Raw genomic sequence first — 20,443 nt, forward strand, 5'->3', positions numbered from 1 at the left:
ACTCTTACAATTAATAGAGACGATTCTCGTTTATAAGTTACCGCTTCTCAATCGTCGGGAGATAGAAACTATGTTTAGTTTAGATGAATTAAAACAAACTCAGTATTTTCAAGATGTGCGCGAGGAAGCGCGTCAGGAAGGTCGTCAGGAAGGTCGTCAGGAAGGTCGTCAGGAAGGTCGTCAGGAAGGCATTGAGCAAGGCAGACTAAACAAAGCATTAGAGGCGGTCCCTCGTTTGTTAGCCCTAGGGTTAAGTGTTGAGCAAGTCGCATCCGCCTTAGAGTTAGAGGTTAAACAGGTTAGAGCTATACAAAAAGGGACATAAAAAAAGCGATCGCCTTTTAGAATAAAAGCATGAAAACTGACGCGATTTTTTATCAACTCTTTCAATCATTCCCCTCTATCTTCTTTGAATTAATTCAACTCCCTGGTTTAAGTATTCTCAATGTTAGTAAAATCCAATAATCCCAGTAATGCTAGTATATTTGAGTAATACCCACAAATTTCGATGATGTAATTGTAATAACTGATCACTGATCACTGATCAGCCATTCCGATGCCCTTTCACCCAGATCTAGGGGCAGACTAACCGCTTTACCGAGACGGGGACGCTCACGGGTTTCGCGGATAAAAGCTTGAAATTGACTAACACCACCCCATTCGTGGAGATAATTGGCGATCGCATTGAGATGTTCCAGATATTCAGACTCGGAGAGGGGAAAAGAAGCTTGTTCGAGATATTTCCACATTACCTGGACATGAACCTTATCTTTGATGCGTCGTAGCTGGATATCGTAGGAACGACCCCATTTTTCTAGTAATAATTGCTGTAAGTCCACACCCGTCATGGTTGATATCGCTTCTCAGATGTCAGTCAGTCAATTAATTCTAACTTACTTTTAGCTGCTGCCCCTAGGTTAGTCCACCGCGCTTCGATTCAGACAAATTCCCATAAAAAAGTTTTTTTCGGTACAGCGAGTATGTAAAATGGAATGTTGATCTTTCTTGGCCTAAACAGCATTTCATGATTTCGAGTAACGACTTTCGGAGTGGCACAACCATCCAGATCGATGGCTCTGTCTGGCGGGTGGTGGAATTCTTGCACGTCAAACCGGGTAAGGGATCGGCCTTCGTGCGAACCAAGTTAAAAAATGTCCAGACCGGCAACGTGGTAGAACGGACGTTCCGGGCGGGGGAAACCTTGCCCTCAGCCACGATCGAAAAGCGTACCATGCAGCATACCTACAAAGAAGGTGATCAGTTTGTCTTCATGGACATGGAGACTTTTGAGGAAGCAACTCTCACCCCGGTACAAATGGGCGATCAAGCCAAGTATCTGAAAGAGGGAATGGAAGTTAATATTCTCTTTTGGAATGAGCAAGTGTTAGATGTGGAATTGCCCACCTCGGTAATCTTGGAAATCACCGATACAGATCCTGGAGTCAAGGGAGATACGGCCACCGGTGGCACCAAACCGGCGATCGTAGAAACGGGAGCGCAGGTGATGGTTCCCCTGTTTATTTCCATCGGTGAAAGGATTAAAGTGGATACCCGGGATGGTTCCTATCTGGGACGGGAATAATTGTGATGAGAAGCCCAGAAATAAGGGCTTAGGGACGGGTTTGGGACTAAAGCCAGTGTTCTGAGCCTGTTTCCCAAAACTTAGCCGCTAGATGCCAAAAATCGACGGTTTGGTGGGTGCTAATTTGGATTTGTTGCTTTTTATTTGCGAGGGGATTTCAGAGCGGTGACTATTGATTACAACGAAATTCGAGAACTGATCAAAACATTGGCAGCAACGGATATCAGTGAATTTAGCCTGAAAAGTGGAGATTTAGAGCTAAATATCCGCAAAGGAACCGTTAATACTGCCCTTAGTCCTCTCCCCGCTCCCTTACCGGTGGTGACAGCCCCGGTCGCCCCTCCAGTGGTAGCCGCCAGTCCCACCCCGGCCTCGGAAACCCCCACCCCCGAACCTGTGGCCGCCGCTATTGATAAAAAATGGCTGGCGATTACCTCTCCCATGGTCGGCACTTTTTATCGCGCTCCCGCTCCCGATGAACCCTCTTTCGTGGAAAAAAACGATCGAGTCCGGGTCGGACAAACGGTCTGTATCATCGAAGCGATGAAGTTGATGAACGAAATCGAAGCGGAAGTGGCCGGGCAAATCGTCGAAATCGCCGTCGCTAACGGTGAACCGGTAGAATTCGGTCAGACATTAATGTGGGTTAATCCCGAATAGACAGAATGAAAGCTATCCTCATGACCGCCGTGGATGTCCTACAGCTTCAGGAAGTCCCCACCCCGAAAATTAGTCAACCGCATCAGGTTTTAGTAGCATTAAAAGCCGCTGGTGTCAACCCTATTGATACAAAAATTCGTAAACGCGGCACTTTTTACCCCGAGCAAATGCCAGCCATTTTGGGCTGTGACGGGGCGGGAATTGTCGAGGCCGTTGGGGCGGCGGTGCAGGATTTTCGACCTGGGGATGAAGTGTACTTTTGCAGCGGCGGACTGGGCAGGGCCGGCACGGGAAATTATGCTGAATATGCCCTAATCGACGCGGATTATCTAGCCCACAAGCCGAAATCTCTTTCTTTTGCCGAGGCGGCCGCTTTACCTTTGGTTTTAATCACCGCTTGGGAAGCAATCTATGATCGCGCCCGTCTTCAGTCGGGACAAAGCGTACTTATCCATGGCGGGGCCGGGGGTGTTGGTCATGTTGCGATTCAGTTGGCGAAACTGAAGGGAGCTAAAGTTTATACGACGGTGGGAAATAGCGATAAAGAGCGTTTAGTGCGGCAATTAGGGGCAGATTACCCGATTTTATACAAACAAACCGATTTTGTCTCGGCGATACTTCAACAAACCGCAGGGAAAGGAGTAGATGTCGCTTTTGATACGGTGGGAGGGGAAACTTTTAGGCAAACTTGCCGAGCGGTGCGAGTGTACGGCGATATGGTGACGATTTTGGAACCTACGGGCAGCTGGAAGGAAGCACGCGATCGCAATTTGCGGATTAGTTTAGAATTAATGTTAACCCCGGCTTTGATGGGACTGCCAGAAGCGCAAAAATATCAAACAGAAATTCTCAGACAAGGGGCGCGTTTAATTGACGAGAAAAAGTTAACTATTCATCTCTCCCAAACCTTCCCTTTAGCGGCAGCTATCAGCGCCCATCAATTGCTAGAAACTGGTTCGGTGACGGGGAAAATAGCCCTAATTATCGACTAGAAATCTGCCGGTCACTTATATATGATACCTCGTTGTCAGGGTTTCTCTGGCCAGACATTTCCAGAGGTTTTAGCTATTGTGTAACCCATCAGGGAAGGGAAAAGACTCTCCCTTTTCTCATTACAAGGTAGAACCTTGGCAGAAGAAAAAAGAAACGGGATTAAGGTTGTTTCTGTCCCTTTTTCTTATTTTTGTAGGACTTATTGTTTCTGACTATTCTTAGCAAGTTTCCGCTGCAGGCCAGTAGTGAATCCGACAACAGTTACTAAACCTAACATGGCTAGAGGTTCAGATTCGGGTACGGGTACGGCCACGGTACTCACTTTTAAATTATCAAAGGCAATATCAGCATTTTCGTTATTGTTCCCAAGTATCCCCAAAATCTCGATAGTGCTTTGACTACTGGTTGCTGTGAATGTAAAATTGCCCGAGCTATTGATCCCGACTTGACTGGAATTACCCAGCAAAGTACCCCCGACCCCATTTCCATTAAAAGCATTCACCTGTACGGCATGAGTGGTAGTTATACCGACTTGGGCGGTAGTAAAATCCACTTCATAGGGGTTGCCGGCAATAGTATTTAAAACGGTAAAAAAACTGCCGCTGGTGGACGGAGGGCCAAAGAAAATGATACTTGGGGCAAAACCAACAAAAACGTTACCTGTATTAACCGTGTAAGTGGTGGTTCCACCAACATCGGCAACACTCGTAAAAGTATTAGTTGGATTTAGACCGGTTCCCGTTGAAGGAATTGTGGTAGTATATAAGTCCTGCAATACAACAACAGGCAAGGCCTGGGCTGAGTTACTCAATCCTAAAAATCCTACCAACAGAGTAGAACCAGCAACTGATAAGCAGGGCTTTACCCCCCCCCGAAATCGATAAGTTTTGCTAAAGTAAGCATGGAATGGCTCCGATAATAGGTGAAATGCTGTCCGTACTCTACAGTATTCAGTTATAAGTGTCAAGGCATTGAAACGGGTAGATGATAAAAATAAACTCAGTACATTTTCCCTTGAACAAATTCGCAACAATTAAATCAGGAAATTCTAATGGATGCCGATGGTAAAAAACGCATCTTAGATGCGTTCTAGCAAGGCCGAAGCCTGTTGCCTCTTGCCTTATCTCAACAAGCAATTTAAATACGCGGGCAGCTATTGCATGAGTAGAAAACGGGTTTCTCGGAGAAACCCGTTTTCTGTGCGTTACTCAACGGATTTAGTATAAGATGCACGGGCAGCTGTTGAGGGATTACCTGGAGACGAACCTAGCTAAAAATACCCCCACGCAATCGGTCAACCTGATTACGTTAAAATCAAAAGCAGGATACTGTGTATGACGGAAAAACTCGATGAACTCAGTGATTAAAGCGGTACAAACTGCCTATTATGGGGATGCAGCCTATCGGACACCACCACCAGACTTAGAATCTCTCCTGCTCAAAGAGAGAATTGTCTATCTGGGGTTGCCCTTATTTTCCTCCGATGATGTCAAGCGCAATGTCGGGGTGGACGTGACGGAATTAATTATCGCGCAACTGCTTTACCTGCAATTTGACGATCCCGAAAAACCGATTTTCTTCTATATCAACTCTACCGGCACATCCTGGTACACCGGCGACGCGATCGGCTACGAAACCGAAGCTTTCGCCATCTGTGACACCCTCAACTACATTAAACCTCCCGTTCATACTATCTGTATCGGGCAGGCCATGGGAACTGCAGCGATGATTCTTTCCGCAGGAACCAAGGGTTTTCGCGCCTCCTTACCCCACGCTACCATTGTTCTCAACCAAAATCGCACTGGGGCCCAGGGACAAGCCACCGATATCCAGATTCGCGCCAAGGAGGTAATCGCCAACAAACAGACGATGTTGGAAATTTTCTCGAAAAATACGGGTCAAACCACCGAAAAACTGGCGAAAGATATGGATCGCACCTTCTATCTCACCCCACAACAGGCGAAAGACTACGGATTAATCGATCGCGTTCTCGAAAGTCGCAAGGAACTACCGAAACCCCTCGCCCAAGTTAGTTAAGATTTATTACAAATTAGCAGGAGTTGTTACCAATTATGCCTATCGGTGTGCCAAAAGTTCCCTACCGTCTGCCTGGTAGCCAATACGAACAGTGGATTAGCATTTACAGCCGTCTTTCGGTGGAACGCATTCTTTTTTTGGGGCAGGAAGTCACCGACGGGTTAGCCAATGCCCTTGTGGCCCAAATGCTTTATCTCGACTCGGAAGATCCCACTAAACCCATCTATCTCTATATCAACTCGCCGGGGGGTTCCGTTACCGCCGGTATGGCCATCTACGACACCATGCAGTACATCAAAGCGGAAGTGGTGACTATTTGTGTGGGATTAGCGGCCTCTATGGGGGCATTTTTACTGGCTTCCGGTAGTCCGGGTAAGCGTCTCGCCCTTCCCCATGCGCGGATTATGATTCACCAACCCATGGGCGGAACTGGGCGCCGGCAAGCGACGGATATCGACATTGAAGCTAAGGAAATCCTGCGTATTCGCCAGCAATTAAACGAAATTATGGCTAATCGCACCGGACAAACCATCGAACGCATCGAAAAAGACACTGACCGCGATTATTTCCTCTCCGCCGAGGAAGCCGTCGCCTACGGTTTAATCGATAAGGTGGTGGAGGGAAGACCGGCTTAAGTCAGCCAGAGGTTAGAACAGGCGAGAAACCTGTTCTAACTGCCATTGGACAAACTTCCTTAGATGGTGGGTCGGTTTATCGGATAATCCCATAAGAGGATATCTGTTGGGTATGGAATTTTTAGCAACTTTAGAAACAGGCTTGATCTCTGCTGTGGCAATCATCAAGTTTTGCCTAGAAAGTATTTCGATCGCTTGTGTGGTGATCGGATTAATTAAAACCCTACAATTAGCTTGGCAGTCTCATCGTCACCGTCGCAGTCTTCCCCCTTTTTCCTTCAATCAAATTCGCATTCGTTTCGGTACTTGGCTATCTTTAGCCCTAGAGTTTCAGTTAGGTGGAGACATCGTGGCTACCACCGTTACACCCACTCTGGAAGCCTTGGCAAAACTCGCCCTCATCGCTATTATCCGAACTTTCCTCAACTATTTCCTCAGCCAAGAATTGGAAACGGAATTGTCCATGGAAAAAGAGCGATCGCAACTAGCAGCCCAGGACAATCTCAGGGATTTTTAATGCCAAAAAAAGGTGAGTTGACAATCACCTGACACTAAGCCCTGATAAGTTGAAAAACTTTTTCAGCAAGCTCTAGATAGTCAACAGCTTATTACTTTTGATCGCCCATTGGGTCAATTCCGTGCGATTATGAAGACCAGTTTTATGGAGCATATTCGACACATGACTTTCGATTGTCCGTTGACTAACATTGAGTTTTGCGGCGATTTCCCGATTAGCCAGGCCCTGGGCGACCAATTGTACTACTTTTAATTCCGTTGGGGTTAATTCCACATTACCCGGAACCTGAACAGGGGTGACATACTGGGAATGGATGCGGGTGCTGCGTTTCGGCAATCGGCCCGCTTGTTTGAGGGAAGACTCCACCAGGGCCACTAATTCTTCCGGTTCAAAGGGTTTAACCATATAAAAATCGGCCCCGGCAGTTAAACCTGTCACCTTGTCCTGACTTTGATCCTTAGGGGAGAGAAAAATCACGGGAAGACCACTAAAACGACTGTCCTGACGAATTGTTTCGAGGAAGGCATAACCATCCATTTCCGGCATGATCAGATCACAGATAATTATATCGGGCATTTCCGCTGCTTTGGCCGCATTTGCCCCGCGTTCGAGGATTTCTAGGGCTTCCCGACCGTTTTCTGCGGTTGTCACCCTATAACCACGAAACTCTAGATAATCCTTCACCAAAAGTATTAAATTTGGGTCATCGTCGATTAATAAAAGTTGTTTGTTGTCTTTGTTGGTCTCTTTCATCGCTATTTTCTGGGCTACAGGGTTGGGGGAATGGAGACGGACAAAGGATCGACAGGCACTCATGCAACAGGTAGTTAGGGTTTCCTGAATAAATCTAAAAACCTTATCCAACAAGGTTTTTAGACTTTTTTTCTCTCAAAAACTGCCGACCATTGGAGTGATTGGGGGGAAAATTCTGGGCTCTTCTGGTTTCTGTGTGGAAACGAGGTCTATACTGATGGTTTCTTCGTCAAAATAGCCCTAAAAGTTTTGCCCGATAAGCATTTCACAATTCCATAAGCAAAAATTATCACACAAAGTCGAGAAGAGCCAATTCTGGGACTTTTTCCCTAAAAATTAGGTAATTGACTCCCTCAAAATCGGTAAAACCCTACACCCCACACCCCACACCCCACACCCTGCCCCCACGAAAAACTTTTTGCCGCAAACCCTAATTAATTGTGTTTCAGCTAGTTTTAACCCTGTTTTCCTCTATTGTTTCGGGTTCTTCTTTTGGACAGTTCAGGGAAATTGCCGGTAAATCGTGGCAAAGGAAAGCATATTCGGTGACGATTTGATTACCGATTAGGTGTTCTTGGATAATTCTTTCGATCGCTTCCTTGTTTACCCTTCCATACCAGACTCCTTCCGGGTACACTAATAAAATCGGTCCCTGGCTACAAACCCGCAAACAGTTGGCTTTAGTGCGAAAAACACAACCCGGACGGTCGGCGCTAGGGCGATCGAGTTGTAATTCACTTAACCGCTTCTTTAAATAATCCCACACTTCTAACCCTTCTTCCTTGTCACAGCATTTTGGCTTAGTCTGATCGCAGCAGAGAAATAGATGACGCTGGATCTGGGCCAGTCCCAACTTAGCCACATTTTCCCCCAAGATATCTCTAGTGTCCGCTTCTTCCATAAATTTTTTTTATCAACTAAACTCTTGACATTGAACAGAAAATGTGCATAGCCGACTAAACTTTCGGTTTGAGGATGTAACGATAGATGAGATAAACGATAGCGGCAAGGATTAAAGCGCTCAAAACTGCGCTAACTAGCCGTAAAATCGCCGTTAAAATCGAAAGAGCCACAAAAACCCCCGCCACTGCTACGACTACCTGTGCCGGTGTGGACAGGCTGCCGTACCAAGTTTTCACTTTTTCGAGAGTGGCAGCAAAACTAACCGGGGTATCAAGGGGGGGAAAATCGTCGGTTTCGATTTCCACTTCCACTTCCTCTGGGGTATATTTAGTATCGAACGGTTCGGGAGACTGCATAAACACTCAAGCTACTTAACACTTCATCCCTATTCTATCGATGATTGGGGTTGACAGGGGTTGAGACAGAATTAGTGTAACAATGAGTTTATCCATAGCTAGACGACCAGAATCTATGAGCCTATCGACTCCCACCGTTACCGCCATCAATTATCCTGATGCTACCATCACTAGGGCCGAACGCGCCCTCTGTTGTTCTCCTTTCCGTGTCACCCTATTCGCCGCTATGCTGGAGCAAAGTGTATCACTTTTAAGCATTCCTGGTGCTGGGGGTTTAGAGAAAGGTTATACTTCCAGACTGCTGACGGAAGCAGCAGTGGAAAGCTATCTTCTCTGGTTGATTAAAGTGGGAATTTTGCGACGCGAAGTAGATGGACAGGGGATAACCGATAGTTTTCGTCTCACTCCTTTAGGGAGAAAATTAATAGAAAAATGGCAACCCCAAGGGGACTTTTTCCCTCAACCCACTTTCTGGCAAAGATTTTTCAATACTCTGCAACGTTGGTTTTCTTTTTAATGCTGTTGGGAGTCAGTTATCAGTTATCAGTTATCAGTTATCAGTTATCAGATGTGAGTTTTCAGTTATTAGCCTCTTGCATGAGTGCCTGTCCTTATAAGTAGCATATACTCAACGGATTTAGTATCAACTGATTACTGTTTACCGATTACTGTTCACTGAAAATACTCAATAAAAAAACTAGATGAAAGCAATTATGGTAGTGGGGACGACTTCCCACGCGGGTAAATCTTTTTTAACTGCCGCTTTATGTCGTTTATTCAACCGGAAAGGCTGGCAAGTAACACCCTTTAAAGGTCAGAATATGGCCCTTAATGCCTATGTTACCGCAGGAGGGGGAGAAATGGGTCACGCCCAGGCGGTGCAAGCATGGGCCGCGGGGACAATTCCCCGGGTAGAAATGAACCCAATTTTATTAAAACCCCAGGGAAATATGACCTCTCAGGTGATTATTAAAGGCAAGGCTGTGGGTGTCACCACGGCAGCGGATTATTATCAGAATTATTTTGAGCAAGGTTGGCAAGCAATTAAAGAATCTTTAGCTCAATTATCAAGAGAATTTGATCTAGTTGTCTGTGAAGGTGCGGGAAGTCCGGCGGAAATAAATCTCAAACATCGGGATTTAACTAATATGCGGGTGGCTAAATATCTCGATGCCGCTACTATTTTAGTGGTGGATATTGATCGCGGCGGAGCTTTTGCTCACGTCGTCGGTACGTTAGAATTATTAGAACCGGAGGAAAGAGCTTTAATTAAAGGTATTGTGATCAATAAATTTCGTGGACAAAAATCCCTCTTAGATTCGGGGATTACTTGGCTAGAAGATTACACAAAAATTCCCGTGTTGGGAGTTCTTCCCTATAGTGATATCTTTTTGAGTGCCGAGGATTCTCTCAGTTTACTCGATCGCCCCGCCCAAAAACCCAAAGCTGAACTAAATATCATTGTCATTCGTCTGCCTCATATCGCTAATTTTACTGATTTTGACCCTCTCTGTGGCGAAGCAACGGTTAATGTACGTTATCTAGAATTACAGGAATCTTTAGGTGATCCCGATGGGGTAATTATCCCCGGCTCTAAAACCACTGTTGCTGATTTAATTGCTCTTAATCAAAGTGGTATGGCTAATCAATTACAAGCCTATCACCAAAGGGGAGGTATTATCTTTGGCATCTGTGGTGGTTTGCAAATGTTAGGGCGATTAATCCTGGATCCTGACCATCGAGAAAGTCCCGAAAGTGAGGCAGCTGGCTTAAATTTACTGCCGTTAAAAACGGTAATTACTGCCGAAAAAATTACCCGTCAACGACAAGTTTTATCTAATTTTCCCGAAGGGGGTTTACCAGTAACAGGATACGAAATTCACCAAGGAATAAGCGCATGGGAAAGTGAATCAGGTTATCAAAAAATGTTCGAGGAAGATGCTAGTCTAGGAATTGTCAATGATTCTCTGTCAATTTGGGGCTGTTATTTACATGGTATCTTTGATAATGGTTCTTGGCGAAGAACTTGGCTAAATCATCTACGTCAGCGTCGCGGTTTATTATCTTTGCCGACGGGAATTGCTAACTATAGTGAACAAAGAGAAATAACCCTAGATAATATGGCTAATTTATTGGAAGAACATTTAAATCTTAACCCTATTTTTGCTCATTTGTAAGGAGAAATTATGACTATTGCAGTGCGTTTTTTACCCGATGATATCATCATAGAAGCGGAAACGGGAGAACTATTATTAGATGTGGCCAAAAAAGCAGGAATTGACATTCCTACTGGCTGTTTAATGGGTTCCTGTCACGCTTGCGAGGTAGAATTAGATGATGGTACTCAAATTTGTAGTTGTATTACTGGTATCCCCGGCGATCAAGATTCTTTAACCGTTCATTTATACTCCGATCCGCTCTGGTAGTTGTTCAGGTTTTCTGATAACAGAATTCGGGTATTACTGTTAAGTTTACGACTTCTAACTAGGAGAATAATGGCTCGGCGACTTCTCGTCTAAGGGAAAGTTTTTGATTTTTGCAAGATGTCCATGGATAATAGTATATGCAATATATTGATAAAATAGTATAACAGTTCGTATCAATGGGATGTAAGAATAAATTTCACCAAACCCTTGACAAAAGTTACTTTTTGTATTACCCTGCGATAGTGGTGATACCACGAAAAATACTTACATATTAACTATTTTAAAATATGTCAGATTATTATCATTATCAAAATTCTTGCTGTGGGACTGCCCACGCTTATTTGCTACCCTCTCTGAGTCAGATTTTTGCCGATCTTGCTCCTCCTGAAAAGCGTATTTTTGATCTCGGTTGTGGCAACGGTTCGATCGCTAATTGGTTATCAGAAAAAGGATTTCAAGTCAGTGGCTGCGATCCTTCCGAATCGGGGATAGCAGAGGCAAAAAAAGCCTATCCTGAACTTGATCTATACGTTGGCTCCGCCTATGATGATCTGGCTAGTAAATTTGGCACTTTTCCGCTGCTAATTAGTTTGGAGGTGGTAGAACACGTCTATGCTCCGCGCGATTATGCTAAGACCGTTTATAATCTGCTGCAACCCGGAGGATATGCGCTGATATCCACTCCCTATCATAGTTATCTCAAAAATTTAGCCCTAGCGGCTACGGGTAAGATGGACGAGCATTTTACCGCTCTTTGGGATCACGGACATATTAAATTCTGGTCTGTCAAAACTATCACAAAACTGTTAACAGAAGCTAATTTATCGGTAGAGAAAATCTATCGTATTGGTCGTATTGCTCCCTTAGCAAAGACGATGATTATTCTCGCTCGTCGGGGTCAATAAATCATACTAAATCCTGTTTAAAAGGTATAGGAGAGGACGGTAGCAGGGAATTTGAGCATTTGTACTAAAATTCCCAATGCGCAGTTTAAATACAGTACAGCTTAGTCAAACTTGGGAATAATCCAAGCTGCTACAATAGCCAATAAAACAACAATTTCTAAGACCTTATATAAGTTAAGAGATTGTAGCCACTGAAAACTATTGGCTAGACGCAAACTTAACCCCCATTGACGTAATTGAGATAACCATAATTTCGGATTATCTTGTTCACGAAAACGCCATTTAAGGATAGATAATAACAGGGGAACCCCTCCCACTTTAGCAGTCATGAGCAGGTGCAGGATCAGACATACTGCCATAATTAACCAACTGAGCAAATGGGCATAATACCAAAAGTGATTTAATTCCCCTTCCGGTAGCCATTCGGAATCCATCATCCGGCCACTATACAAAGCAAAAGTTAGCGCAAAAAGAGTCAAAGTATTGACTAAACGATGGAGACTATACCACCAAATCGGCTTACCAAATTGGGTTAATTTGTTAAGAGAATCACTTTGAATTAATCTTTTGTTGCCCCGACGAAAAGCATAGATAGCAAAAACGGGAAAGATAATCAGAGTATAGAGGCCAAAAGTGCCATGAATACTTTCAATTTCTCGGTATTCTGGTAAAGGCAGTTTTAACCAACGACCGTCAAAAGTATCATAGGTCCAATAGGCTGTAACCATGGCGGCAATGAGGACAATTCCCGTTAATCCGTGCAGAATTCGCAGTAAAAGAGGTTGATAAGGTTGATTAGTTTTCATGAACTCGATCGATACAATGGGGTATGTAAACTTGCCCAGATACTATGTTAACTAATCCTTGGCTCGTCGCTGTTCTTCTCAATACCGTCCTCCTCGGAATCGCCTGGATTGCCCCAAAAAAGCTCTTAACTCGGATGGGTTATCTCCATGCTTGGGTTTTAGGGGTGATTGTCTGGGGAAGCTTGGGATGGCGCGGTTATCTAATTGTTTTATTCTATTTCCTCGTCGGCTCTACTGTCACCCGCATCGGTTTAGCTCGCAAGGAAGCGGAGGGAATCGCCGAAAAAAGAGCGGGGGTGCGCGGTCCTGAAAATGTCTGGGGTTCCGCTTTAGCGGGGGCAATTTGCGCTATCCTCAGTCTTTTTGTCGCTTCTCCCTGGGATTACCTGTTAATACTCGCTTATGTGGCTAGTTTTAGCACCAAATTAGCCGATACTACTGCCAGTGAGGTGGGCAAAGCTTATGGTAAAACTACTTATCTAATCACTAATTTTAAATCCGTCCCCCGGGGAACAGAAGGGGCTGTTAGTTTAGAGGGAACGCTCGCCGGTTTGCTGGCAGCCACGGCGATTTCCCTGTTAGCATGGGGTATCGGTGCGATCGATCTTCTTGGTGTGTTATGGTGCGTAATTGCGGCATTTATCGCCACCAATATCGAAAGTCTCATCGGTGCTACCCTACAAACTCGCTTTCTGTGGTTAACTAATGAATTGGTCAATGTGATCAATACGGTTATCGGTGCGATCGTGGCTATCCTGTTAAGCTTGCTCTGGTCTTTCAGCTAAAGTTAAGTGACTAAAAAAATTTTTCAGAGAATATCTATGCTAAAGTGGCGTTTTTGTGCATTGTCCCTGCTGTTACTGCTAATTACTGCCTGTGGGACGGAAAATCAACCTAATTCTAGTTCTACCACCGCAAGTAGTCCCGATACGGGCCGTTTGCAAACGGTGAAAAATCGCGGTAAGTTAATTTGTGGCATTAACGGAGAAGTGCCGGGGTTTAGCTTTGTTAATGAAAAAGGCGAATATTCGGGCTTAGATGTGCAAATTTGCCGAGCTATTGCGGCGGCTATCTTTGATGATCCCTCCAAAGTCGAATATCGTAAACTTAGTCCCCAAGAGAGATTTACTGCTGTACAGACGGGAGAAGTGGACATTCTCAGTCGCAACACCACCTGGACGATTAACCGGGATACCGCTCTGGGGATGGAGTTTATCACCCCGGTTTTCTATGATGGTCAAGGAATTATGGCCACAAAAGCCAGTAATATTAAGAAATTAGAAGATTTAAGCGGAAAGTCCCTTTGTGTGCTATCGGGAACCACCACGGAACAAAATCTGGCCGATGCCATGGCAAAAGCGGGAGTTCAAGGTTATAAACCGATCGTTTCCGATGATGTGGAGGCCTTATATACAGCTTATCAGGCGGGGCGCTGTCAGGCCGTCACCTCCGATCGCTCCCAATTGGTGGCCCGGCGCTCGGTTTTTCCCCGACCGCAGGATCATCAATTATTAGAAGTGGTAATATCGAAGGAACCCTTGGCCCCAGCCGTGGCCGATGGTGATCCCGCTTGGTCGAATGCCGTCCGCTCGATCATTTTTAGTTTAATTCAAGGGGAAGAATTTGGAATTAACTCCCAAAATATTGCCACTTTTGCCGATAGCAAAGACCCCAGTATTCGGCGCTTTTTGGGTATCGATGAGAAGTTAGGTGAAGATATGGGTTTGCCCAATGATTTTGCCCAAAGAGTCTTAAAAAAGGTGGGTAATTACGGTGAAATTTATGATCGGGAAATTGGTAAACCCCTGCAACTCGATCGAGGTTTAAATAATCTTTGGACAAAGGGGGGTTTATTATATTCTCCTCCTTTTCGTTAGTTTTAAGATTGTGTTTCCTGACGGGGAATATAGACCCCTATGGCCGCTGGAATAACTCGAAACATGGCGGGAGTAGTGCTAGTAATTTCGCCATCGGTGTTAATACTATGGGGTTTACGAGTCTGAATTTGAATTTCTTTACCGTTAAGAGTTCTCACCCAAGATAATAAACCCTGTTGTCCTCGCGGTAATGTCCATAAAAGCGGGAAAATTTGCCACCAGTGTTCAATTTCTAGGCTATATAAATCTAACCTTTGATCGTCGATTTGGGCATCGTGAGCGATCGGCATTCCTCCCCCATAATAACGACCATTTCCGATCGCTATTTGCAGGGTTTTAACTTTGATATTTTGGCCATCAACACCGATCATAGCGGTAAAAGGACGAGTTTTACTTAATACCTGTAAGGCTGTCCAAGCGTAGGCAAAAATTCCCAAACGTCGCTTTAAACCCTTGCTCAGTTTTTGGGTAATTTTCACACTTAATCCTAAACTAGCCACGTTGAAAAAGTATTTATTATTTACCCAACCTAGATCGATATATTTTAAATTACCTTCGGCAATAATTCGACAGGCTTCGGCAATAGAATTCGGTATCCCTAAAGTCCGGGCCAAATCATTAGCCGTTCCCAAAGGTATAATACCTAGGGGCAGTTGAGTTTCTACCAACATATCCGCCATAGCATTGAGAGTCCCATCGCCACCACCGACAATAACTAAATCAATATCATAGCGATATTTTTCCAGCAAAAAAGGGATATCTTCTACCTTTTTCAAAGGGACGCTGATAATTTCAAAATCCCAATGATTGAGCAGATCAACAGTTTGAGCAAAGTTTTCTTTACCCTTGCGCGAGTGACGATTAATTAGTAGTAAAGCTCTTTTAGTCATAGGTAAGTTTCTCAGTAGCATCAATATCTGAAGATAAACCAACACCAGCTTTTTGAGAGATTGTATATAGGGTTTGCTCAATAAATCTAAAAACCTTGTTGGATAAGGCTTTTATACGAAATCTGGTTATTAAAAACTGATTATTTATTCCCCTTTGCCTTTTGCCTCTCCTCATAACTAGCCTGTACTCAACGGATTTAGTATTAGACTTTTTCCCCTCAAAAAGTGCTGACCATTGGAGTGATCGGGGGTAAAATTCAGGTACTTTTTCCCTGAAAATTAGGTAAGCTAAGACGCATTTAAACCGCTTATTCTTAGATTAGCCGAACCTCCCCCAATCGCTTTACTGTTGCCTTTTGCCTCGTCTCAACAAGCAATTTAAATTACGAACAGCTTAACTGACTACCTCAAAATCGGTAAAACCCTACACCCCACACCCTACACCCCACACCCTACACCCTACACCCACCGAAAAACTTTTTGCCGCAACCAGAGCCACCAAAGTCTTGTAGGGACTGAAAACAGTTGGTTTTCCCACAAGCTGGTGATGGGATTTGAACCCGCGACCGGCTGATTACAAATCAGCTGCTCTACCACTGAGCTACACCAGCATTTTTGACCAACCCATTATAACACAAATAGACCAAGTGGTCACTGAGCCTTGTCGAAGTGTGGATATTTTTTCTTGTCGATCATGTTCAACCCGCTGCTTTCCCTCCCTAGTCAGCTGCCGGAAGACTAGGGACTAATACACGGACGTTCAATGAGTCAAAAGGGATGACCAATAATTAGTTATCAGTGACCATTGACCGTTTAATAAGAGCCAGATTAATCCCCCTATTCCCAAAAGAATAGTCAAAACATAAAACTGTGATTGACCAGAAACATTATACTTTAAGGCACTGCCGCTAAAAATCGTCGCTAAACTGACCAAATTAACCAGACCATCAATAATATAACGATCGATCCAAGCGGTAATTTTTGACAGGCTGCCCACCGCTAAAACCACGGTAAACTGATAGATGCGATCAAGATAGAAGTCATAAGCGAACAAATCTTGCAGGAATCGCAGGATTAACCCGGTTGGTCTCGCCCAAGCTCGTCTTAACTCTACCATTAACCCGATAACTAGGCCAATTACTCCAGAGGCCATCAGTAAGGGAAAACCCCAGACAATGGTGAAACTCTGGTTATTAACGAGAGGATTGGTGAAAGATAGCCAAAAATCCCAACGTAGGGGAATAATCGGGGCCAATAAAACGATTAAAATCAACGATACCATGGGCAAAGCCATCGGCCAAGCCACTTCCGGGGTGCGATGGGTCTTACTTTGGGTTTGTCCCAAAAAGACTAAACGAAAGACCCGAGTAAGATTGATAATGCTAAGACAATTAACAAAGATTAAAACCGCTAATAACCACCAAGGAATCGCCCATTCGCCACCTAACCACTTTTTTAACGTCCAAAACATTCCCAGGGGCATTAAAACCGTCATCCCCGCAGAACCCCCTAAAAAAGCCATGGTCGTGGCGGGCATTCTTGCCCAAATTCCCCCCATTTCCGTGATATTTTGGTTACTGGTGGTGAGAATTAAGGCTCCTGCGCTCATAAACAATAAGGCTTTTGCCACCGCATGGGAGAATAAAATTAGTAAAGCGATATCCACATGACCTAATCCCACCGCAATAAAGACCAAACCGAGATAGGCACTGGTGGAGTGGCATAAAACCCGTTTAATATCAATTTGGGACAAGGCCATCAGAGAAGTCCCAATTGCCGTCATTGTCCCCAAAACTATTAAAACATTGGCCGCGATCGGAGATAGGGTAAACACCGGCTGCAGCTTAATTAAAACATAGGCCCCGGCCGAAACCACGATCGAATTCCGCATGATTCCGGCCGGATTTGGTCCCTCCATCGCCTCATCTAGCCACAAATTCAGGGGAAATTGGGCGCATTTACCCGTTGGACCGGCAATAAGGGCTAATCCTAACAAAGTCGCCGTCAGAGGCGGTACAGGGTTATTTACTGCCCAATTTTCTAACTGAGAAAAACTTAATCCTTCTCCGTAACTGGAAAGAGCCACCAAACCCATCAATAAAATAATATCGCCGACGCGCTTGGTTAAAAAGGCATCTCGGGCCGCAGTTACGACCAAAGGTTGAGCATACCAAAAACCGACGAGGAGATAGGTAGAGACCGTTAACATCTCTAGGAAAGCGTAACTGAATAGTAGGGAGTCACTAAGGGCAATTCCTCCTAAAGCTGCCTCAAAAAAGCCCATTAAGCCATAAAATCTCGCCAAGGACCAATCCTTTTCCATGTAGCCAAGGGCATAGATTTGGGCCAAGAGACTGATGAGGGTAATTAGTTCCAGCGTCCCCAAACTGACGGGAGAAAGTTCGATCGAAAGGGATAAACTAAGATCGGCCACTTTTACCCATTCAAAAGCCAGTTTAATCGTCTCTCGATGCCAAATTTGATTAAAAGCGATCGATCCGTGTATTAACCCTAAGACGGTCATCAATAGGTTAATATAAGCTGCCGGCCGCGGACCGGTGCGACTAATAATGCCTAAAGACCAAGGCAAGGTTAAAATCGAACCAATTAAGCCATAAATGGGAATTAACCAGCAGGTGTAAAGGAATAAATCTTTCATTCAGAGTGTTGGGGTGTTGGGGTGTTGGGGTGTTGGGATGTTAGGGTGTTAGGGTGTTAGGGTGTTAGGGTTTTAGTTGAAATTCCCCATTCCCCCATTTCCCCACTTCCCCATTTCCCCACTTCCCCACTTCCCTGTTTTTGGCCATAAAAAACTAACACTCGATCGAGCAGGGATCGAGTTTAGTCAATTTAGGTATTTTACAGTTAATCCTGCGATCAGGCTAAATGCGCTGTAATAAAGATTTACCGTGGGAATCGGTGCTACAGGTGGCGAATAATTGATATTGACGACTCAGAGCGAGCGCTTGTTCGGTTTCCAGTTGACTGGGTAGCCAGGGTTTGGGATTGCCATAGGCATAAAAAGCCTCAATACCATCAATACCCAATTCTACCGCCGCCGCCACTAAATCGGCCGCGGGGCGATGGTAACGAAAGGGATGAGCCAGAACCACTAAAGCCCCCGCTTGCTGTAAACTGTTAATGACTCTAGAGGCTAAAGCCAGATCTCCTTCCGGTTTGGTTCTTTGCAGATAGGGAGTCAAGACGACATGAGCGGGATCGAAACCATAGCCAAGAATATGCACTTCTGTCTCTAACAAATTCGCCGTAATTTCTACCCCTGTCCAGAGATGGGGTAGAGAACTCTTTAAATGCTGATTTTCCAGCCAAATTTGGGCTTGTCGATAACCTTCGATCGAGTGATGATCGGTAATTGCTAATCCTTTTAGTCCGATGTCTAACGCTTGTCTCATCAAGTCTTGGGGACTCATTTGACCATCGGAACAATGGGTGTGAAGATGGAAATTGTAATGGTGGGGACAACTATCATAGCCAATGTTTGCCCACACCGCTTTCAGGGCGAGGGTATCTTGAGCTAGGGGTGGAATTGTAGCAGAAACGACCATGCAGTATTAAGGAAATTTCCCAAAGATTACAAATTGTTAAGAATCAGCATAGCAAATACCAAAAAAAATTGGGTAGCTGCTGTTACCGCTAACACCTTTAGAGACTGTTCGTCAATGAATATTAAGCGGGAATCGGAGCCTTCTTCTGTCTCCGCGCTGATTATCGGTTATCGCTGCCCCTACAAGCAGATTTAGATCAAAGCCAATTGAGTCACCGAGAATTTTTAAGCTATGTAGGGTATGCTGAAAAATTAGGGGCGAAGCATTCGGATAGGAAATCTACGGTTTCAGCGATAGGTTATGCCCGAATACTTCACCCCTACAGGACTCAAAATCTTGCACCTGTTTCCCGAAACAAGACCCTAAAACCCTTAATTCGTCCATATTATGGATAACTATCGGTGGCGAAATAAATAAACCAGATCTAACCGATAGTATCGACCGATTAACCATGGCAGAATGGATTATTTACAAAGAATTTCGCTTTGAAGCAGCCCATCATTTACCCCATTATGAAGGTAAATGTCGCCGTCTCCACGGTCATAGTTGGCTGGGGCGCGTCTATGTGAAAAGTAATCATTTACAGTCCCAAGGCTCACAACAGGGAATGGTGATGGATTTTGGCGAAATTAAACAATATTTACAGCCGCTACTCGATAATTTTCTCGACCATCATTATCTCAATGAAACCACTGGTTTAGAAAATCCCACCAGTGAAGAATTATCGCGCTGGATCTATGAAAAATTGGCAAAAGCTGGTTTACCCAACCTTCATGCCGTCGAAATCTGCGAAACCTGTACCTCTGGATGTACCTATTATCCCTAATCGGCAAGCTATCATTAGCTAGGATGGATGGCAAACCTATCCCACGAATCAGATGAAGGAGGTAGGAGAAACCTAATATGCTATCTACTGCCAAGAAACTTTATGACACAGACTTTAATCTTTGGGTAGAAGAAACTGCTAAATTACTTAAAGAAGGTAAGTGGGAGTACCTCGATTTAGAAAATCTGATTGAGGAAATTGAGGCAATTGGTAGGAGTGATAAAAAGGCTTTGAAAAGTAATTTAGAAAAGCTATTGCTTCACCTCCTTAAATGGAAGTATCAACCCTCTAAACGTTCTCATAGTTGGCAGTATTCTATCACCGAACACTGTTTGAGATTGTTAGACGTTTTTGAAGATAGCCCCAGTCTCAAGGTATATTTTGAGGAAGTTTTTGATCAGTGTTATCAAAATGCTTGCCTGCTTGCCGCTAGAGAAACAGGGTTAGATAAAAAAACTTTTCCTGATGTCTGTCCTTTTGCCAAAACTGATATCCTCAATCCTGAATATCTACCGGATTAATACTAAGTAGGTGGGTATTAAAAAGTTTCAGATGCCCCCGCCTATCGGCACCCCCCTTATTAAGCTATCCCTTATAGGGATCTTTCTTAACAATTTTTGCAGTAAGCACTCCAACCCTTATCCTGACTTGATTTCAGTTTTTTCTTTGTCAGTAAGGGTGTCAACAAGGAATATTACAAATTGTTAACCG

General features: G+C 44.4%; 24 protein-coding genes, 1 tRNA gene and 1 pseudogene. 16 read left to right on the top strand and 10 right to left on the bottom strand.

The features are described from left to right. Window positions 1-325 (top strand): annotated as a pseudogene (locus tag IM496_RS12900) (Rpn family recombination-promoting nuclease/putative transposase); the annotation flags it as partial. Window positions 326-354: 29 nt separating this feature from the next. Continuing rightward, on the top strand, window positions 355-465 hold the full coding sequence (locus tag IM496_RS12905) for a DUF2887 domain-containing protein (RefSeq protein WP_409817202.1): 111 nt from the start codon (window positions 355-357) through the stop codon (window positions 463-465). Between the two features lie 65 nt (window positions 466-530). On the opposite strand, the gene IM496_RS12910 is transcribed toward IM496_RS12905, so the two are convergent. Then, window positions 531-848: a DUF3067 family protein gene (locus IM496_RS12910; protein ID WP_002732720.1), complete on the bottom strand. Its 318-nt coding sequence runs from the start codon at window positions 846-848 to the stop codon at window positions 531-533. A 176-nt stretch (window positions 849-1,024) separates the two neighbouring features. On the opposite strand from IM496_RS12910, the gene efp reads away from it, so the two are divergent. The 3 genes from efp to IM496_RS12925 all read left to right on the top strand — a co-directional run bounded on the left by efp (window position 1,025) and on the right by IM496_RS12925 (window position 3,234). Further along, entirely contained in the window at window positions 1,025-1,582 is a 558-nt protein-coding gene (gene efp / locus IM496_RS12915) for an elongation factor P (RefSeq protein ID WP_149976790.1), read from the top strand. Between the two features lie 165 nt (window positions 1,583-1,747). Further along, entirely contained in the window at window positions 1,748-2,242 is a 495-nt protein-coding gene (gene accB, locus IM496_RS12920) for an acetyl-CoA carboxylase biotin carboxyl carrier protein (protein WP_287662143.1), read from the top strand. Window positions 2,243-2,247: 5 nt separating this feature from the next. Beyond that, on the top strand, window positions 2,248-3,234 hold the full coding sequence (locus IM496_RS12925) for a zinc-dependent alcohol dehydrogenase family protein (protein ID WP_287662145.1): 987 nt from the start codon (window positions 2,248-2,250) through the stop codon (window positions 3,232-3,234). A 200-nt stretch (window positions 3,235-3,434) separates the two neighbouring features. Here the strand turns inward: IM496_RS12925 and IM496_RS12930 are convergent, their stop codons facing one another. Beyond that, a complete protein-coding gene (locus tag IM496_RS12930) occupies window positions 3,435-4,025 on the bottom strand; it encodes a PEP-CTERM sorting domain-containing protein (RefSeq protein WP_287662146.1) in 591 nt (196 codons plus the stop codon). 560 nt (window positions 4,026-4,585) lie between these two features. Between IM496_RS12930 and IM496_RS12935 the strand changes: the two genes are divergently transcribed. The 3 genes from IM496_RS12935 (at window position 4,586) to IM496_RS12945 (ending at window position 6,424) form a co-directional block, all read left to right on the top strand. Then, a complete protein-coding gene (locus IM496_RS12935) occupies window positions 4,586-5,272 on the top strand; it encodes an ATP-dependent Clp protease proteolytic subunit (protein ID WP_002746650.1) in 687 nt (228 codons plus the stop codon). 35 nt (window positions 5,273-5,307) lie between these two features. Next, window positions 5,308-5,907 (top strand): ATP-dependent Clp protease proteolytic subunit, encoded by a 600-nt coding sequence (locus IM496_RS12940; RefSeq protein WP_002734165.1) that lies wholly within the window; start codon window positions 5,308-5,310, stop codon window positions 5,905-5,907. Window positions 5,908-6,019: 112 nt separating this feature from the next. Then, window positions 6,020-6,424: a DUF1622 domain-containing protein gene (locus IM496_RS12945; protein WP_194017222.1), complete on the top strand. Its 405-nt coding sequence runs from the start codon at window positions 6,020-6,022 to the stop codon at window positions 6,422-6,424. A 72-nt stretch (window positions 6,425-6,496) separates the two neighbouring features. Here the strand turns inward: IM496_RS12945 and IM496_RS12950 are convergent, their stop codons facing one another. The 3 genes from IM496_RS12950 to IM496_RS12960 all read right to left on the bottom strand — a co-directional run bounded on the left by IM496_RS12950 (window position 6,497) and on the right by IM496_RS12960 (window position 8,436). Further along, a complete protein-coding gene (locus tag IM496_RS12950) occupies window positions 6,497-7,177 on the bottom strand; it encodes a response regulator transcription factor (RefSeq protein ID WP_104397569.1) in 681 nt (226 codons plus the stop codon). 445 nt (window positions 7,178-7,622) lie between these two features. Continuing rightward, window positions 7,623-8,078, bottom strand: a complete 456-nt coding sequence (locus IM496_RS12955) for a (2Fe-2S) ferredoxin domain-containing protein (protein ID WP_287662147.1) — start codon at window positions 8,076-8,078, stop codon at window positions 7,623-7,625. 55 nt (window positions 8,079-8,133) lie between these two features. Next, window positions 8,134-8,436 (bottom strand): hypothetical protein, encoded by a 303-nt coding sequence (locus tag IM496_RS12960; RefSeq protein WP_002801943.1) that lies wholly within the window; start codon window positions 8,434-8,436, stop codon window positions 8,134-8,136. A gap of 115 nt (window positions 8,437-8,551) precedes the next feature. On the opposite strand from IM496_RS12960, the gene IM496_RS12965 reads away from it, so the two are divergent. The 4 genes from IM496_RS12965 to IM496_RS12980 all read left to right on the top strand — a co-directional run bounded on the left by IM496_RS12965 (window position 8,552) and on the right by IM496_RS12980 (window position 11,767). Continuing rightward, on the top strand, window positions 8,552-8,953 hold the full coding sequence (locus tag IM496_RS12965; RefSeq protein WP_043996947.1) for an Npun_F0494 family protein: 402 nt from the start codon (window positions 8,552-8,554) through the stop codon (window positions 8,951-8,953). A gap of 184 nt (window positions 8,954-9,137) precedes the next feature. Beyond that, window positions 9,138-10,613 carry a cobyric acid synthase CobQ gene (gene cobQ / locus IM496_RS12970; RefSeq protein ID WP_287662149.1) on the top strand — a complete coding sequence of 492 codons (1,476 nt, stop codon included), beginning with the start codon at window positions 9,138-9,140 and terminating at the stop codon, window positions 10,611-10,613. 9 nt (window positions 10,614-10,622) lie between these two features. Beyond that, window positions 10,623-10,862, top strand: coding sequence for a 2Fe-2S iron-sulfur cluster-binding protein (locus IM496_RS12975; RefSeq protein ID WP_002801947.1), 240 nt, complete (start codon window positions 10,623-10,625; stop codon window positions 10,860-10,862). Between the two features lie 287 nt (window positions 10,863-11,149). After that, window positions 11,150-11,767 carry a class I SAM-dependent methyltransferase gene (locus IM496_RS12980; protein WP_194016736.1) on the top strand — a complete coding sequence of 206 codons (618 nt, stop codon included), beginning with the start codon at window positions 11,150-11,152 and terminating at the stop codon, window positions 11,765-11,767. Window positions 11,768-11,868: 101 nt separating this feature from the next. On the opposite strand, the gene IM496_RS12985 is transcribed toward IM496_RS12980, so the two are convergent. Next, entirely contained in the window at window positions 11,869-12,573 is a 705-nt protein-coding gene (locus IM496_RS12985; RefSeq protein WP_287662150.1) for a cytochrome b/b6 domain-containing protein, read from the bottom strand. A gap of 44 nt (window positions 12,574-12,617) precedes the next feature. Between IM496_RS12985 and IM496_RS12990 the strand changes: the two genes are divergently transcribed. Both IM496_RS12990 and IM496_RS12995 read left to right on the top strand, forming a co-directional pair. Further along, window positions 12,618-13,358: a TIGR00297 family protein gene (locus tag IM496_RS12990; RefSeq protein WP_104397506.1), complete on the top strand. Its 741-nt coding sequence runs from the start codon at window positions 12,618-12,620 to the stop codon at window positions 13,356-13,358. Between the two features lie 36 nt (window positions 13,359-13,394). Continuing rightward, a complete protein-coding gene (locus IM496_RS12995) occupies window positions 13,395-14,450 on the top strand; it encodes an amino acid ABC transporter substrate-binding protein (protein WP_194016730.1) in 1,056 nt (351 codons plus the stop codon). 2 nt (window positions 14,451-14,452) lie between these two features. Here the strand turns inward: IM496_RS12995 and IM496_RS13000 are convergent, their stop codons facing one another. From IM496_RS13000 to IM496_RS13015, 4 genes are all read right to left on the bottom strand, one after another. Next, window positions 14,453-15,340: a lipid kinase gene (locus IM496_RS13000; protein WP_194016728.1), complete on the bottom strand. Its 888-nt coding sequence runs from the start codon at window positions 15,338-15,340 to the stop codon at window positions 14,453-14,455. A 539-nt stretch (window positions 15,341-15,879) separates the two neighbouring features. Beyond that, window positions 15,880-15,951: transfer RNA gene (locus IM496_RS13005), tRNA-Thr, on the bottom strand. A gap of 149 nt (window positions 15,952-16,100) precedes the next feature. Continuing rightward, a complete protein-coding gene (locus tag IM496_RS13010; RefSeq protein ID WP_194016726.1) occupies window positions 16,101-17,999 on the bottom strand; it encodes an NAD(P)H-quinone oxidoreductase subunit F in 1,899 nt (632 codons plus the stop codon). A gap of 223 nt (window positions 18,000-18,222) precedes the next feature. Further along, entirely contained in the window at window positions 18,223-18,906 is a 684-nt protein-coding gene (locus IM496_RS13015; RefSeq protein ID WP_104397502.1) for a PHP domain-containing protein, read from the bottom strand. Window positions 18,907-19,357: 451 nt separating this feature from the next. Here IM496_RS13015 and queD point away from each other — a divergent pair, with 451 nt between their 5' ends. Next, a complete protein-coding gene (gene queD / locus IM496_RS13020) occupies window positions 19,358-19,732 on the top strand; it encodes a 6-carboxytetrahydropterin synthase QueD (protein ID WP_044000032.1) in 375 nt (124 codons plus the stop codon). A 77-nt stretch (window positions 19,733-19,809) separates the two neighbouring features. Then, window positions 19,810-20,253, top strand: coding sequence for a DUF29 domain-containing protein (locus IM496_RS13025; protein ID WP_194017849.1), 444 nt, complete (start codon window positions 19,810-19,812; stop codon window positions 20,251-20,253). Window positions 20,254-20,443: the final 190 nt, after the last annotated feature.

This window comes from Microcystis sp. M049S2, assembly GCF_020245625.1.
GTDB classification, from domain to species: domain Bacteria; phylum Cyanobacteriota; class Cyanobacteriia; order Cyanobacteriales; family Microcystaceae; genus Microcystis; species Microcystis ichthyoblabe_A.